We start from the raw sequence: 15,661 nt of genomic DNA on the forward strand, positions 1-15,661 counted from the left end.
TGACTGATTGATGCGGTCGGCTCCGGCGGCCTGCGCAGCACCCCACGGCGTGACCCCTGCGTCTCGAGTTTACCTCCCGCCGGGCCCCTTGCGGCCCCGCCGCCCCCCCCTTGCGCGCCGATGCGCGGCTCGCCGCCCTGTGCGCCGCCCCCAAGCGCCCCGGCATCGCCTGGCGCATCAATGCCACGACCCGTCGGCCTGAATGCCGCTGGTCCATGGACGGCGACAAGCCTCCGCCGGTACGCGCCCACTGACGCGGCGGCGTCCGCCGCGTCCCGCCGGGCCTCCCACTTTTTTTTGACTTGCCGGCCGCGTCCCGCGGCCCGACCTGCCGCGCCCTGCCGCTTCCGGCCCAGGGGCGGCGCTGCCACGCCTACAAGAACCTGTTCAAAGGCAGGAGAAACACATGAACACCGCAGAACACACCCTAGACCTGAAGTCCCTGGACAGCGAGGACCGCAGCCTGTCCATGCGCGCAGCCCAGGAAGCCCGGAACAGCCTGGAGTCCACGCTGGCCGGGGTCCAGGCCAGCCTGCACGGCCTGACCGACACCGAGGCGCGAGCCCGGCTGGGCGAATGCGGCCCCAATGAAGTAGCCCGCGACAAGCCGCCGCACGCCCTGATCCAGCTTCTGCTGGCCTTCAAGAACCCGTTCATCGCCGTGCTGCTGGTGCTTGCCTTCGTCAGCGCCTTCACCGACATCGTCCTGCCCTTGCGCGCCGGGGAGCCGGCCGACTGCACGGGCGTAGTCATCATTCTTACGATGGTGACGCTCAGCGGGCTGCTGCGTTTCTGGCAGGAGTACCGCTCCGGGCGCGCCGCCCAGGCCCTGAAAGCCATGGTGCGCACCACCGCCAGCGTGCTGCGCCGCTCCACCGTGTCCAGCGGGCCCGTCCTGCGTGAAATCCCCATGAGCCAGGTCGTGCCCGGCGACATCGTGCGCCTGTCGGCCGGCGACATGATCCCCGCCGACGTGCGCCTGGTCGAATCGCGCGACCTGTTCGTCAGCCAGGCGGCGCTGACGGGCGAAGCCCTGCCCGTCGAAAAGTACGACACGCTGGGCGCGGTGGCCGGCAAGCGCGCCGGTCCGGCCAGCGCTGGCGCCGGGCTGCTGGAACAATCCAACATCTGCTTCATGGGCACCAACGTGGTCAGCGGCACCGCCACCGCCGTGGTCGTGGCCACCGGCTCGCATACCTACTTCGGCTCGCTCGCCAAGGACATCGTGGGCTCGCGCGCGCAGACCGCCTTCGACCGCGGCGTGAACAGCGTCAGTTGGCTGCTGATCCGCTTCATGCTGGTCATGGTGCCGGTCGTGCTGCTGATCAACGGCTTCGCCAAGGGCGACTGGACCGAAGCCTTTCTGTTCGCCCTGGCCGTGGGCGTGGGCCTCACGCCCGAGATGCTGCCCATGATCGTGTCGTCCAACCTGGCCAAGGGCGCGGTTGCCATGGCCCGGCGCAAGGTGGTGGTCAAGCGCCTGAACGCCATCCAGAACTTCGGCGCCATGGACGTGCTGTGCACCGACAAGACCGGCACGCTGACCCAGGACCGCATCATCCTGGAACATCACCTGGACCTGGACGGCAGCAGCAGCGCCCGCGTCCTGCAACTGGCCTTGCTCAACAGCCTGCACCAGAGCGGCGTGAAGAACCTGATGGACCAGGCCGTGGTGCGCTTCGCCGAAAAAGCGCCTGCCGCGCGGCAGGCGATCGGCGCCTACCGCAAGATCGACGAGCTGCCTTTCGACTTCATCCGCCGCCGCCTGTCCGTGGTGGTGCAGGCGCCCCGGGGCGAACAGTTGCTGGTGTGCAAGGGCGCTGTCGAGGAAATGCTGGACATCGCCACGCACGTGCAGCACGGCGAGCAGCGCCTGGCCCTGGACGCCGAGCAGCGCGAGCGCCTGCAGGAGCTGGCGCGCGCCCACAATGCGGACGGCTTCCGGGTCCTGCTGGTCGCCACGCGCGAGATCGCCCGCGATCAGGCCAAGTCGCGCTACGAGATCGCCGACGAATGGGGGCTGACCGTACAGGGCCTGCTGACCTTCCTGGATCCGCCCAAGGAAAGCGCCGCCCAGGCCATCGCCGCCCTGACCGAACACGGCGTGGCCGTGAAGGTGCTGACAGGCGACAACGAGGTCATCACCGCCAAGATCTGCCGCGAAGTCGGCCTGGAGCCCGGCCAGCCGCTGCTGGGCCAGGAAATCGAACACATGGAGGAAACCGTGCTGCGCAGCGCCGTCGAGCGCCATACCGTGTTCGCCAAGCTCACGCCGCTGCAGAAGTCGCGCGTGCTCAAGGCCCTGCAGGCCAACGGCCGCACCGTGGGCTTCCTGGGCGACGGCATCAACGACGCGCCCGCCCTGCGCGACGCCGACGTGGGCATCTCCGTGGACAGCGGCACCGACATCGCCAAGGAATCGGCCGACATCATCCTGCTGGAGAAAAGCCTGCTGGTGCTGGAAGAAGGCGTGATCAAGGGCCGCGAGACCTTCGGCAACATCATCAAGTACCTGAACATGACGGCCAGTTCCAACTTCGGCAACGTGTTCTCCGTACTGGTGGCCAGCGCCTTCATTCCCTTTCTGCCCATGCTGGCCATCCACCTGCTCATCCAGAACCTGCTGTACGACATCTCGCAACTGGCCCTGCCCTGGGACCGCATGGACAAGGATTTCCTGCGCAAGCCGCGCAAATGGGACGCGAAGAACATCGGACGCTTCATGATCTGGATCGGACCGACATCCTCCATCTTCGACATCACCACTTTCATGCTGATGTGGTACGTTTTCGGCGCCAGCACGCCCGAGATGCAATCCCTGTTCCAGTCCGGCTGGTTCATCGAGGGCCTGCTGTCCCAGACCCTGGTCGTGCACATGCTGCGCACCCAGAAGATCCCGTTCATCCAGAGCACGGCGGCCCTGCCCGTGATGCTCATGACCGGCCTGATCATCGCGATCGGCATCTATCTGCCCTTCTCCGGACTGGGAAGCCTGGTGGGCCTGCAGCCGCTGCCCTGGGAATACTTCCCTTGGCTGCTCGCCACGCTGTTGTCCTACTGCCTGCTCGCCCAGGGCATGAAGACCCTGTACATCCGCCGTTTCGGCCAATGGTTCTGAGGACATTCCCATGCAATGCAATCTCCGCACCCGCATCGCCCTGCTCGCCGCCGTCCTGGCCGCGGCGGGCCAGGCGCAGGCCGCCGGCGGCGCCCACATCGTCGACGGCAGCGAAGTCGGCGATCCCGGCTCCTGCCATGTCGACACCTGGGCCACGCACCAGGAACACCACCAGAAGCAGACATCCCTGGCCCCGGCCTGCACGCCCGCCGCCCTGCCCTGGCTGGAGCTGGGCGCAAACCTGCTCCATGACTGGCGCGGCTCCCGCCATGAGAGCCGTGTGGGGCCCGCGCTGAAGCTGTCCCTGCTGTCCCCGGACCACGGCCTGGGACTGGGACTGAAGTCCGAGGCCGGGATGGACGCGCGCACGGGCCGCTGGACCACGGCCGGCTGGATCGTGCCGGTCACCCTGCCCATCAGGCCATGGCTGCGCCTGAACCTGAATGCGGGCTGGACCCTGGACAAGGACGATGAAAGCCGCCGCCACGCCGCTTTCTACGGCCTGCAGGTGGAGGCCGACCTTGCCGCGCAGGTTTCCCTGATGGCCGAAACCTTCCAGCGCAAAGGCTCCAGGAGCGGCTACCAGGCCGGTGCGCGCTGGAACCCCGGTAACGGCCCGGTGGACCTGGACCTGCTCGTCGGCCGCCGCGTGGACGGCTCGGACGCCCGCCAGGTGACCTTGGGCATGTCGGTCAGATTCTGAGCTCCGCCTGCCGGCGGCGGCGCCGCGCAAGTATATGATGACGACATCGCCCGGCATCCGTCCGATGCCGGGCCCCGACTGACCGGACTAAGCATGAGCACTCCTGCCTCCCCGCGCCGCGCAAGCGACTCCCCTGCATGGGTCCTGACCGTGCTGGGCGCGCTGATGCTGCTCGTCTTCGTGGCGGACACCCTGACGGATTACGCCATCGCGGCCGCCGTGTTCCACACGCCCCTCCTGCTGATCGCCATTCGCTTCCTGTCGGCGCGCCAGGTCGTCATGCTGGCCGCGGCCAGCATCGTGCTGACCGTGGTCAGCTTCCTGCTGACGCGTTCGGGCCACTACGAAGCGGGACTGGTCAATACCGGCATCAGCATCATCGCCATCGGCGTGACCTCCTACCTGGGACTGAAGCTCAAGTCCGCCCAGGCCGCCGCCCACCAGGCCCGTGAACGGCTGCTACGCCTGTCGCGCCTGACGACGCTGGGACAGTTGAGCACCTCCATCGCCCATGAAGTCAGCCAGCCGCTGGCCGCCATCGCCGCCAGCGCCGGCGCCTGCCAGCGCTGGCTGGACACCGATCCGCCCAATGTGGGGAAAGCCCGGGCAACGGCGCAACGCATTGCGGCCGACGCGCAGCGCGCCAAGGATGTGCTGGAGCGCGTGCGCAGCATCACGCGCAACGAGACGCCCGCCAGGACCGCCTTCGACCTCAACCAGGCGGCGCAGGAGATCATCGAACTCTCGCGCGGCGAACTGCTGCGCGCCGGCATCTCCCTGACCCTGTCCCTGCAGGAGGACCTGCCGCCCGCCTACGCCGACCGGGTCCAGATCCAGCAGGTCGTCGGCAATCTGCTGCTCAATGCCATCGAAGCCCTGTCCGAGCCCGGCGAGCGTGCGCCGCAAATCCACATCCGCACCCTGGCTCCCGAGCCCGGCAAAGTGCAGTTCCTCATCCAGGACAACGGCCCGGGCCTGCCTGCCGGGCAGATGCCGCAACTGTTCGACACCTTCTGGACCACCAAGCCGGCAGGGCTGGGCCTGGGCCTGACCATCAGCCGCGCCATCCTGGACGCCAACAACGGCCACATCGGGGCTGCCGACAACGTCCGCGAGGGCGCCCTCTTTCAGTTCACCCTGCCGACCGCCCCATGACATGCGCCATGCCTACAGATCCCCCCACCGTCTACATCATCGATGACGATCCTTCCATGCGCGCCGCGCTGGAAGACCTGCTGGCCTCGGTGGGCCTGCGGGCCGCGGCGTTTTCCGGCACGCGCGATTTCCTCGCCCATGCGCCCGCCGATGGGCCTTCATGCCTGATCCTGGACGTGCGCATGCCCGAGCAAAGCGGCACGGACTTCCATGTCCAGATGGAGGCGCTGGGCCTGCGCATGCCGGTCATCTTCATCACCGGCCACGGCGACATCCACATGGCGGTCAAGGCCATCAAGCATGGCGCGGCGGACTTCCTGACCAAGCCCTTCGTGGACCAGGACCTGATCGACGCGGTGCAGGCCGCGCTCGCCGCCGACGGCCGGCGACTGCGGCAGGAACAGGCCCGGCAGGCCTTGCGGCAGCGCTGGGAAGCGCTCAATGCGGGCGAGCGGGACGTGCTCGCCCTGGTCGCCCAGGGCCTGCTCAACAAGCAGATCGCGGCGCAACTGGGCGTGAAGGAGGTCACCGTGAAGGTGCGCCGGGCCCGGGTGATGCAGAAGATGCAGGCCGGCTCCCTGGCCGAGCTGGTGCGGCTGTTCGATCAGCTCGGCCTGCCGTCAGGCGCGCAGCCCGCGCCCGACGGGCATCGCGTGCCGGGGCGGCGGGCTGAGTTAAAATAGCCCGGTCCAGTCCCCCTTGCGGACTTCTCAAGGTCAACGCCGAACACAAGTCATGAGCACGTCTACCCCCAACGCCATCCGCACCCGTTTCGCTCCCTCGCCCACCGGCTACCTGCACCTGGGCGGCGCACGCACCGCGCTGTTTTCCTGGGCCTTCGCCCGCCATCACAAAGGCACCTTCGTGCTGCGCATCGAAGACACGGACCTGGAGCGTTCGACCCCGCAGGCCGTGCAGGCCATCCTGGACGGCATGCAGTGGCTGGGCCTGGAGGCCGACGAAGGCCCCTTCTACCAGATGCAGCGCATGGACCGCTACCGCGAAGTCATCGCCCAGCTGCTCAAGGACGGCCACGCCTATTACTGCTACAGCAGCCCCGAGGAAGTCGAGGCCATGCGCGAGAAGGCCCGCAGCCTGGGCCTGAAGCCCCGCTACGACGGCACCTGGCGCCCCGAGGCCGGCAAGACGCTGCCGCCCGTGCCCGCCGGCCGCCAGCCCGTGGTGCGCTTCAAGAGCCCTCAAACCGGCGCCACCAGCTGGGACGACCTGGTCAAGGGCCGCATCAGCTTCGACAACGGCGAGCTGGACGATCTGATCATCGCGCGCGCCGACGGCACGCCCACCTACAACTTCTGCGTGGTGGTGGACGACTGGGACATGAACATCACTCACGTGATCCGCGGCGACGACCACGTCAACAACACGCCCCGCCAGATCGTCATCCTGCAGGCCCTGGGCGCCACCCTGCCCCAGTACGGCCACGTGCCCATGATCCTGGGCCCGGACGGCGAAAAGCTCTCCAAGCGCCACGGCGCGGTCAGCATCATGGAATATGACAAGGACGGCTACCTGCCCGAGGCCATGATCAACTACCTGGCCCGCCTGGGCTGGAGCCACGGCGACGACGAACTCTTCACCCGCGAACAACTGGTGGAATGGTTCGACACGCGCAACCTGAACAAGTCCGCCTCGCAGTGGGACCCCAAGAAGCTGAACTGGGTCAACGCCCACTACATCAAGGCCAGCGACAACGCGGACCTGGCCGAGCGCGTCGCCCCGCGCATCCAGGCGCTGGGCGGCAAGACCGACGGCCAGGACCTGCCCGGCATCATGGGCCTGCTCAAGGACCGCGCCGAGACCCTGAACCAGCTGGCCGAAGGCGCCCTGCTGTTCTGCCGCCCCTTCGAGCCCGCCAGCGACGAACTGCAGGCCGAGGTGCTGACGCCCGAGGCGCGCGTCCTGCTGCGCGACTTCGCCGCCAAGGCCGCCGCGCTGCCGCAATGGAACACGGAAAGCCTGGCTGCGCTGATCAAGCAGGTGCTGGCCGACCACGACGTGAAAATGCCCAAGCTGGGCATCCCCTTGCGCGTGGCCGTCACGGGCCAGAAGCAGACTCCCGCCGTGGACGCCGTGCTGGCCCTGATCGGCCGCGACAAGGTGCTGGGGCGTCTGGCGGGGCTGTAAACGCCGTTCATCTTCCCAAAAAAAGAACCGCCGCCTCGATACAGGCGGCGTTTTTTTTGCGAGACGTCAGTCCGCTTCATTAAGGCGGCTGGCCTCGATGGTCGCTTCGCCCTGCTCGCTGCTGGCCCAGACCGTGCCGTCCTGGATGTTCAGGTTCACGGCCATGCCGCGTCCGGCCAGCTTGGCCAGGGCTTCGGTGCCGGCCGCGTCCAGCGCATAGACATGGATGTTGCGGGCGCGCGTGATCTTGTCCTTGACGCCGTTCCACCACACGCCCACGGTGCGGCCATAGGCCAGCACGGTGACCCGGCGCGCGCGCGAGCTGGCCTTGTGCAGGCGGCGCTCGTCGGGCAGGCCCACTGCCAGCCAGTGCAGCAGCTCGCCGCTCAGGTCGTGCTCCCACAGGGCAGGCTCGTCCGTGTCGCTCAGGCCGCGGGCGAAGGCCAGGCCTTCAGCGGCGTCGGCATGCAGGCCGAAGGCCAGCAGGCGCACCATCAGGCGCTCCTCGGTCTCGGAGGGATGCCGCGCCAGCGTGACGGCATGACTGCCGTAGTAGGCGCGATCGTTGTCGGCAATATTCAGTTCAGCTTTATAGACGGTGGAGCGCAGGGCCATGATGCAGACGGCCCGCCAGGCGGGCCGGAAATAAAGGCCGCTGCAGGAACGGCCCCGGTTGGAAAAGAAAGGAATCAGAACGGCAGGCGATAGCCCGGCGACATCCTGGTCAAACGGTAGGTCGCGCCATCCTGGCTGCGCAGCACCAGATTGCGGGCGGTGACGCTGACAATGGTGTAGCTGTTCTGGTAGATCGGATCGCCCGGCTCGGTGATCACGCCGTTGGACTCCTGGGTGTCCAGGATCAGGGCATTGCCCTCGCGCTTCCAGCAGCCGCTTTCGTTCAGGCCCTGGGAAGGCTTGTTGGGCCGCTTGACCTGCTCGGTGTAGGCCATGGAGCCATCCGCCTGCAAGGTGAACAAGGTGCGCAGTTCGCCCACCACGCCTTTCTGTCGATGCTTGCTGAGCCAGTTGCCGGTCAGGGCCTCGCCGGCGGCCGCCGGCTGGCAGGCGGGATGCGCGGGCTTGGCGGGCGCCTGCGCCTGAGGTGCGGGCGCCGGCGGCTTGACCGCGCAGGCGCTCAATAGAACGGAAGCCCGCAAGGCGGTCCAGGAAGACCGCCGCAGAAAATTCGCCTTCTTCATAGAAACCAGTCCTTCGTCGTTGCATGCCGGCCCGCCGCGCGGGCCGCCCAATCCGGATTATTTTACCTGAAGCCCCGGGCCGGGCCTTCAACAAGATGCATCACAGCGGCAAAGGCAGGCGGGTCTCGTTCTTGATCTCGCGCATGGCCACGATGGTGCGCGTCTGGCGCACGCCCGGCATGTTGAACAGGCAGCGGTGCAGGAAATCGTCGTAGGCCGCGGCGCTGGAGACCAGGATCTTGAGCAGGAAGTCGGCGTCGCCGGTGACGGCGTGGCATTCCAGGATCTCGGGCGCGTCGCGCACGGCGCGTATGAAGTTGTCGACGATCTCGCCCGAATGCCGGTCCAGGCTGATCTGGGTGAACATGCAGCTTTGCAGGCCGACCTGACGGCGATCGACGCGCGCATAATAACCCTGTATGACCCGGTCTTTTTCCAGGGTCTTGATGCGCCGCCACACCGGCGCGGTGGACAGCCCGACCCGCTCGGAGACCTGCTGGGCGGACGCCCGGCCGTCCTGTTGCAGCACGTCCAGTATTTTTAAATCAGTTTTATCCATATTTAAATAAATACGAAATAAACATTTCAAAGAATAGGGAATACGCGCAACTATAACGCAAAAAAAGAGATGGCGGAAAATCTATCATGAACCTTATCTGGAGGTTCCATCATGACGCAGTCCGTCGACACACACTACAAGCTCAGCGACAACCTGACCGCCCGGTCCGGCCGCATCTTCCTGACCGGCACGCAGGCCCTGGTGCGCATGCTGCTGACCCAATACCGCCTGGACCAGGAGCGCGGCCTGAACACCGCCGGCTTCGTGTCCGGCTACCGCGGCTCGCCGCTGGGCGGTGTGGACATGGCCATGTGGAAGGCGCAGAAGCAGCTTGAACAGGCCAAGGTGCGCTTCCAGCCCGCCATCAATGAAGACCTGGCCGCCTCCATGATCATGGGCACCCAGCAGGCCGGCGAGCGCGCCGACCGCAAGGTCGACGGCGTGTTCGCCATGTGGTACGGCAAGGGCCCCGGCCTGGACCGCGCGGGCGACGCCCTGCACCACGGCCACGCCGCCGGCGCCTCGCGCCATGGCGGCGTGCTGATGATCGTGGGCGACGACCACGTCGCCTCCTCCTCGTCCATCCCGCACGCCAGCGAACACTCCCTGATGGCCTGGAGCATTCCCGTGGTCAATCCATCCTCGGTGGATGAATACGAACGCTTCGGCATCTGGGCCTGGGCGCTGTCGCGCTACTCGGGCTCCTGGGTGGCGCTGAAGGCCATCACCGAAACCGTGGAAAGCGGCCGCTCCTTCGAGATCGCGCCGCTGGACGATCTGGACGCAGCGCTGAACGACGCCCAGGGCGGCCTGCATCCCTACAACCCCGGCGAGTTCCTGACGCCCGCCATCGAGGGCACGCTGGAGGCGCGCCTGCAAAGCGTGCGCGACTTCTCCCGCAAGCACAGCCTGGACCGCATCCTGCAGGCCGCGCCGGGCGCCCGCCTGGGCATCGTCTCCACCGGCAAGGCCACGCTGGATGCGCTGGACGCGCTCGAGCAACTAGCCGGGCTGGGCGAGCTGCCGCCCATCCGCCACCTGAAGATAGGCCTGAGCTGGCCGGTCAACACGGAGTCGCTGGAAAACTTCATCGAGGGCCTGGACCACGTCCTGGTCATCGAAGAAAAAGGCCCCGTCATCGAAGACCAGTTGAAGAACCTGCTGTTCAACCGCGCGCAACGCCCCACCGTATCGGGCAAGCGCGACGTGGAGCAGGAAGTGCTGATCCCGGCCGACGGCCAACTCAGCCCGGCACGCGTGGCCGTGGGCCTGCGCCGCTGGCTGGGGCGGCACGCCGGCCTGCAGTTGCCCGCCTGTGCGATCCAGACCCTGCCCGCCGTCGATACCGGCGGCCTGACGCGGCGCCCTTATTTCTGTTCGGGCTGTCCGCACAACACCTCCACCAAGGTTCCCGAAGGCAGCCAGGCCATGGCCGGCGTGGGCTGCCACTACATGGCCACCTGGATGGATCGCAGGACGCGCGGCCTGACCCAGATGGGCGGCGAAGGCACGGACTGGGTGGGCCTGTCGCCCTTCATCCAGACGGGCCATATGTTCCAGAACATGGGGGAAGGCACTTACTTCCATTCCGGCTACCTGGCCATACGCCAGGCCATCGCCGCCGGAGCCAACATCACCTACAAGATTCTCTTCAACGACGCCGTCGCCATGACGGGCGGCCAGCCGGTGGACGGCCCGATCTCGGTGCCGCGCATCTGCCAGCAGACCCTGGGCGAGGGCGCGCGCCGCGTGGTCATCACCACCGACGAGCCCGAGCGCTACCGGGGCGTGGAGCTGCCCTCCGGCGTGCAGGTGCACCACCGGCGCGAACTGGACCGCCTGCAGCGCGAACTGCGCGAGATCCCCGGCGTGACCATCCTGATCCACGACCAGACCTGCGCGGCGGAAAAACGCCGCCGTCGCAAGAAGAATGAATACCCCGATCCTTCGCGCCGCCTGTTCATCAACAAGGCCGTATGCGAAGGCTGCGGCGACTGCGGCGTGCAGTCCAACTGCCTGTCGCTGGTGCCGGCCGACACTCCCGAAGGGCGCAAGCGCCAGATCGACCAGTCCAGCTGCAACAAGGATTACTCCTGCGTGGACGGCTTCTGCCCCAGCTTCGTATCCGTCATGGGCGGCGCGCTGCGGCGCGGCGACGACGACGGCAAGGCCGCACCGAACGGGCGGATGCTGGAGACACGGCCCGCCCTGCCCGCGCCTGAGGCCCAGGCGCGCGCCGGCAATGTCATCGTGGCCGGCGTGGGCGGCACCGGCGTCATCACCATAGGCGCCGTGCTGTCCATGGCCGCTCATCTGGAAGGCCGCGCCGCCTCGGTGCTGGACATGACGGGCCTGGCGCAGAAAGGCGGCACCGTCATCAGCCACATCCGGCTCTCGGCCGACGGGCGCCCCACCGGCGCCGTGCGCGTGGACTCCGGCCAGGCCGACCTGGCCATTCTGTGCGACGTGGTCGCGGCCGCGCATCCCAATGCGCTGTCCTGCCTGCGGCCCGGCCACACCCACGCCGTCATCAACGAATACCTGGCGCCCACCGCCGAATTCACCCGCAATCCCGATGCGCCGCTGGACGCCCAGCGGCTGCTCAAGCAACTGCAGGACGGAGCGGGCCGCAACCAGGTACGCTCCTTCAATGCGCACGAGGCCGCCACGCGCCTGTTCGGCGACAGCCTGCTGTCCAACATGATGCTGCTGGGCATGGCCTGGCAGCAGGGCTCGGTGCCGGTGAGCGGCGCCGCCATCGAGCAGGCCATACGCCTGAACGGCGTGGCCGTGCAGGCCAATCTGGATGCCTTCCACATCGGCCGCGTGCTGGGCCACGACGCCCAGGCCCTGGCCGGCCTGCAACAGCCCGCGGCCCAGGTCGTGACCCTGCAACGGCGCGAAACGCTGGAGCAGATCGTGGAGCGCTGCAGCCGCAGCCTGGAGCAATACCAGGACGCCGCCTACGCGCGCCGTTTCACCCAGGCCATCGCCGCCTTGCGGCAGGCCGAGGAAGATCTGCGTCCGGGCCAGCGTCCTGCGCTGACGGAAAAGGCCGCGCGCAGCCTGTACAAGCTGATGGCCTACAAGGACGAATACGAGGTGGCGCGCCTGTTCAGCCACCCCGACTTCCGGCAGGACCTGGAACGCCAGTTCCAGGGCGACTTCAGCCTGCGCTTTCATTTCGCCCCGCCGCTGCTGGCGCGCCGCGACCCGGCCACGGGGCGGCCGCGCAAGATCACCCTGGGCCCGCGCACGGCCACCCTGCTGCGCTGGCTGGCCAAGGGCAAGGTCCTGCGCGACACGCCGCTGGACGTGTTCGGCTATACCGAGGAACGGCGCATGGAGCGCCGCCTCTGGCGCGACTACCTGGCCCTGCTCAAGCATCTGGCGCAGCATCTGGACGCCGGCCAGTACCCGGCCGCCCTGGAGCTGGCCGATCTGCCCCAGCAACTGCGCGGCTTTGGACCGGTGAAGATGGCCGCCGCGGTACACTACCGCCAACGCTTCGCCGAACTGTCCGCCCAACTGACACAAAGCGTTGCACCTGCAAATAATCTGACAGCGCAACACCTTTGAGCGCCCGACTGGCGCTACAATGGCTTCCCTCCAAGGTCTTGCTGCGGCAAGGCCTTTTTTGCCGTCTGCAGATTGCAGAAATCGATTGGGAAATTACAAAAGTCAATGTTGCGCAGTCCCCACCCCGTCACTACAATTAGTGCAACGGGCCGCTCGAACCACTAGATGTTGTGGTTCGAGCCCAAGCAAGCACTAGAGCTCGCCGAGTTTCCCCCAAGACCACCATTACCGAATCAACCCGCCGCACGGGTGTGCCCGCGCGCCTTTTTCCACTCCAGGAGTCCCCATGCAAACCTCCCCGATTGCTGAGTCCAGACCCGCCGACCTGGCCGCCTCCGCTCCCGCGGCCGAGACCGGCGCTGCAGCCAATCAATGGTCCATGTTCAGTGTGATCCGCCGCAACGGCGCGGTCATGGGCTTCGAACCGAACAAGATTTCCGTCGCCATGACCAAGGCCTTCCTGGCCGTGGGCGGCGGCCAGGGCGCCGTGTCCGCCCGCGTGCGCCAGCTCGTCGAAGAGCTGACCGCGCAAGTCGTGTCCGCGCTGGTGCGCAACCGTCCCAGCGGCGGCACCTTCCACATCGAAGACATCCAGGACCAGGTCGAACTGGCCCTGATGCGCTCGGGCGAACACGACGTGGCGCGCACCTACGTGCTGTACCGTGAAAAACGCGCCCAGGAACGCTCCCAGTCCGTGGCCACGGCGCAGCCCGCCGGCAAGTCGGGCCTGAACGTCTCGGACAACGGCCGCCTGCGCCCGCTGGACATCGACGCGCTGCGCGCCACCATCGCCGAAGCCGGCTCCAAGCTGAGCATCAAGATCGACGTGGACGGCATCCTGCGCGAGGCCGTCAAGAACCTGTACGACGGCATTCCCGTCGAAGAAGTCTTCAAGTCCGTCATCCTGTCGGCCCGCGCCCTGGTCGAGACCGACCCCAGCTACAGCCTGGTCACCGCCCGCCTGCTGCTGCACACCATCCGCATCGAAGTGCTGGGCGAGGAAGTCTCCCAGGCCGGCATGAACCAGCGCTACGCCGAGTACTTCCCCGAATTCATCCGGAAAGGGATAGATAACGAGCTGCTGGACCCCAAGCTGGCGCAGTTCGATCTGCCCGTGCTGGCGCAGGCCCTGAAGGCCGAACGCGACCAGCAGTTCAACTACCTGGGCCTGCAGACCCTGTACGACCGCTACTTCCTGCACGTGCGCGGCACCCGCATCGAGCTGCCCCAGATCTTCTTCATGCGCGTGGCCATGGGCCTGGCTCTGAACGAGCCCCAGCGCGAACAGCGCGCCATCGAGTTCTACGAAATCCTGTCGTCCTTCGACTTCATGAGCTCCACGCCCACCCTGTTCAACTCCGGCACGCTGCACTCCCAGCTGTCCTCGTGCTACCTGACCACGGTGCCCGACGACCTGGCCTCCATCTACGACGCCATCAAGGACAACGCCCTGCTGGCCAAGTACGCCGGCGGCCTGGGCAACGACTGGACGCCCGTGCGCGCGCTGCGCAGCCACATCAAGGGCACCAACGGCGAAAGCCAGGGCGTGGTTCCCTTCCTGAAAGTGGTCAACGACACTGCCGTGGCCGTGAACCAGGGCGGCAAGCGCAAGGGCGCGGTCTGCGCCTACCTGGAAACCTGGCACCTGGACATCGAAGAGTTCCTGGAACTGCGCAAGAACACCGGCGACGAGCGCCGCCGCACGCACGACATGAACACCGCCAACTGGATTCCGGACCTGTTCATGAAGCGCGTCATGGAGGAAGGCGAATGGACCCTGTTCTCGCCTTCGGACACCCCTGACCTGCACGACAAGTACGGCCGCGAGTTCGAGAAGGCCTACACCGAATACGAGCGCAAGACCGAGACCGGCGAACTGACCCTGTTCAAGAAGATCCCGGCCGTCTCGCTGTGGCGCAAGATGCTGTCCATGCTGTTCGAGACCGGCCATCCCTGGATCACCTTCAAGGATCCATGCAACATCCGCTCGCCCCAGCAGCACGTGGGCGTGGTGCACAGCTCCAACCTGTGCACCGAGATCACCCTGAACACCAGCGACACCGAGATCGCCGTATGCAATCTGGGTTCGGTGAACCTGGCCGCCCATATGGTCAAGAACGCGCAGGGCCAGTACGAGCTGGATCACGCCAAGCTGGAGCGCACGATCAACACCGCCATGCGCATGCTGGACAACGTCATCGACATCAACTACTACGCTGTCGACAAGGCGCGCAACTCCAACATGCTGCACCGCCCCGTGGGCATGGGCATGATGGGCTTCCAGGACTGCCTGCACCTGATGCGCGTGCCCTTCGCCTCCCAGCAAGCCGTGGAATTCTCCGACCGCTCCGCCGAGGCCGTGTGCTACTACGCCTACAAGGCCTCCAGCGACCTGGCCGTCGAGCGCGGCTCCTACTCGTCCTTCAAGGGCTCGCTGTGGGATCGCGGCATCCTGCCGTTCGACACCCTGGCCATGCTGCGCGAAGAACGCGGCGGCTATGTGGACATCGACCAGTCCCAGACCCTGGACTGGGACGGCCTGCGCGCCCGCATCCAGAAGAACGGCATGCGCAACTCGAACTGCATCGCCATCGCCCCGACGGCCACCATCGCCAACATCATCGGCGTGTCGCCCTGCATCGAGCCCACCTACCGCAACCTCTACGTGAAATCCAACCTGTCGGGCGAGTTCACCGTGGTCAACGAGTACCTGGTGCGCGACCTCAAGGCCCTGAACCTGTGGGACGAAGTCATGGTCTCGGACCTGAAGTACTTCGACGGCAGCCTGGCCCAGATCGACCGCATCCCGGCCGAACTGCGCCAGCTGTATGCCACGGCCTTCGAAGTGGACACCCGCTGGGTGGTGGAATGCGCCTCGCGCCGCCAGAAATGGATCGACCAGGCCCAGTCGCTGAACATCTTCATGACCGGCGTATCCGGCAAGAAGCTGGACGAGACCTACAAGCTAGCCTGGGTCCGCGCCCTGAAGACGACGTATTACCTGCGTTCCAGCAGCGCCACCAACGCCGAGAAATCCACCGGCCGCATTGGCGAGCTGAACGCCGTTTCCACCAGCAGCCCGGCCGCCGGCGCTGTTGCTGCCGCGGCCGCGGCCGCGCCTGAGCCCGAAGTGCTCGGCGCCGTCTGCACCATGCGCCCCGGCGACGAGGGCTTCGAGGAATGCGAAGCCTGCCAATAAGCCC

Annotated in this window: 11 protein-coding genes; 8 read left to right on the plus strand and 3 right to left on the minus strand. The window is 66.9% G+C overall.

Annotated elements, in window-relative coordinates:
• Positions 1 to 110: 110 nt before the first annotated feature.
• The 6 genes from ACWPWO_RS13450 (at position 111) to gltX (ending at position 7,121) form a co-directional block, all read left to right on the plus strand.
• Positions 111 to 254 carry a hypothetical protein gene (locus tag ACWPWO_RS13450; protein WP_454007004.1) on the plus strand — a complete coding sequence of 48 codons (144 nt, stop codon included), beginning with the start codon at positions 111 to 113 and terminating at the stop codon, positions 252 to 254.
• 152 nt (positions 255 to 406) lie between these two features.
• On the plus strand, positions 407 to 3,118 hold the full coding sequence (mgtA, locus tag ACWPWO_RS13455; RefSeq protein ID WP_454007005.1) for a magnesium-translocating P-type ATPase: 2,712 nt from the start codon (positions 407 to 409) through the stop codon (positions 3,116 to 3,118).
• Positions 3,119 to 3,128: 10 nt separating this feature from the next.
• The gene (locus tag ACWPWO_RS13460; protein WP_454007006.1) at positions 3,129 to 3,821 is read left to right on the plus strand and encodes a hypothetical protein; all 693 of its coding nucleotides are present in this window, start codon (positions 3,129 to 3,131) and stop codon (positions 3,819 to 3,821) included.
• 93 nt (positions 3,822 to 3,914) lie between these two features.
• The gene (locus ACWPWO_RS13465; protein WP_454007007.1) at positions 3,915 to 4,976 is read left to right on the plus strand and encodes a sensor histidine kinase; all 1,062 of its coding nucleotides are present in this window, start codon (positions 3,915 to 3,917) and stop codon (positions 4,974 to 4,976) included.
• An 8-nt stretch (positions 4,977 to 4,984) separates the two neighbouring features.
• Complete coding sequence (locus tag ACWPWO_RS13470) at positions 4,985 to 5,659, plus strand: response regulator transcription factor (RefSeq protein ID WP_454007008.1); 675 nt, start codon at positions 4,985 to 4,987, stop codon at positions 5,657 to 5,659.
• A 52-nt stretch (positions 5,660 to 5,711) separates the two neighbouring features.
• Entirely contained in the window at positions 5,712 to 7,121 is a 1,410-nt protein-coding gene (gltX, locus tag ACWPWO_RS13475) for a glutamate--tRNA ligase (RefSeq protein WP_394061814.1), read from the plus strand.
• A gap of 66 nt (positions 7,122 to 7,187) precedes the next feature.
• On the opposite strand, the gene ACWPWO_RS13480 is transcribed toward gltX, so the two are convergent.
• From ACWPWO_RS13480 to ACWPWO_RS13490, 3 genes are all read right to left on the minus strand, one after another.
• Entirely contained in the window at positions 7,188 to 7,736 is a 549-nt protein-coding gene (locus tag ACWPWO_RS13480; protein WP_454007009.1) for a YaeQ family protein, read from the minus strand.
• A 74-nt stretch (positions 7,737 to 7,810) separates the two neighbouring features.
• Positions 7,811 to 8,320, minus strand: coding sequence for a hypothetical protein (locus tag ACWPWO_RS13485; RefSeq protein ID WP_454007010.1), 510 nt, complete (start codon positions 8,318 to 8,320; stop codon positions 7,811 to 7,813).
• 100 nt (positions 8,321 to 8,420) lie between these two features.
• Positions 8,421 to 8,879 carry an Lrp/AsnC family transcriptional regulator gene (locus ACWPWO_RS13490; RefSeq protein WP_454007011.1) on the minus strand — a complete coding sequence of 153 codons (459 nt, stop codon included), beginning with the start codon at positions 8,877 to 8,879 and terminating at the stop codon, positions 8,421 to 8,423.
• 111 nt (positions 8,880 to 8,990) lie between these two features.
• Between ACWPWO_RS13490 and ACWPWO_RS13495 the strand changes: the two genes are divergently transcribed.
• A complete protein-coding gene (locus tag ACWPWO_RS13495; protein WP_454007012.1) occupies positions 8,991 to 12,458 on the plus strand; it encodes an indolepyruvate ferredoxin oxidoreductase family protein in 3,468 nt (1,155 codons plus the stop codon).
• Positions 12,459 to 12,744: 286 nt separating this feature from the next.
• On the plus strand, positions 12,745 to 15,657 hold the full coding sequence (locus tag ACWPWO_RS13500) for a ribonucleoside-diphosphate reductase subunit alpha (RefSeq protein ID WP_454007013.1): 2,913 nt from the start codon (positions 12,745 to 12,747) through the stop codon (positions 15,655 to 15,657).
• Positions 15,658 to 15,661 lie beyond the last annotated feature (4 nt).

It is taken from the genome of Alcaligenes sp. Marseille-Q7550, assembly GCF_965112015.1.

Coding starts and splice junctions, on each gene's coding strand:
- mgtA (WP_454007005.1), top strand. CDS start 407: ATGAACACCGCAGAACACACCCTAGACCTGAAGTCCCTGGACAGCGAG.
- ACWPWO_RS13460 (WP_454007006.1), top strand. CDS start 3,129: ATGCAATGCAATCTCCGCACCCGCATCGCCCTGCTCGCCGCCGTCCTG.
- ACWPWO_RS13465 (WP_454007007.1), top strand. CDS start 3,915: ATGAGCACTCCTGCCTCCCCGCGCCGCGCAAGCGACTCCCCTGCATGG.
- ACWPWO_RS13470 (WP_454007008.1), top strand. CDS start 4,985: ATGCCTACAGATCCCCCCACCGTCTACATCATCGATGACGATCCTTCC.
- gltX (WP_394061814.1), top strand. CDS start 5,712: ATGAGCACGTCTACCCCCAACGCCATCCGCACCCGTTTCGCTCCCTCG.
- ACWPWO_RS13480 (WP_454007009.1), bottom strand. CDS start 7,736: ATGGCCCTGCGCTCCACCGTCTATAAAGCTGAACTGAATATTGCCGAC.
- ACWPWO_RS13485 (WP_454007010.1), bottom strand. CDS start 8,320: ATGAAGAAGGCGAATTTTCTGCGGCGGTCTTCCTGGACCGCCTTGCGG.
- ACWPWO_RS13490 (WP_454007011.1), bottom strand. CDS start 8,879: ATGGATAAAACTGATTTAAAAATACTGGACGTGCTGCAACAGGACGGC.
- ACWPWO_RS13495 (WP_454007012.1), top strand. CDS start 8,991: ATGACGCAGTCCGTCGACACACACTACAAGCTCAGCGACAACCTGACC.
- ACWPWO_RS13500 (WP_454007013.1), top strand. CDS start 12,745: ATGCAAACCTCCCCGATTGCTGAGTCCAGACCCGCCGACCTGGCCGCC.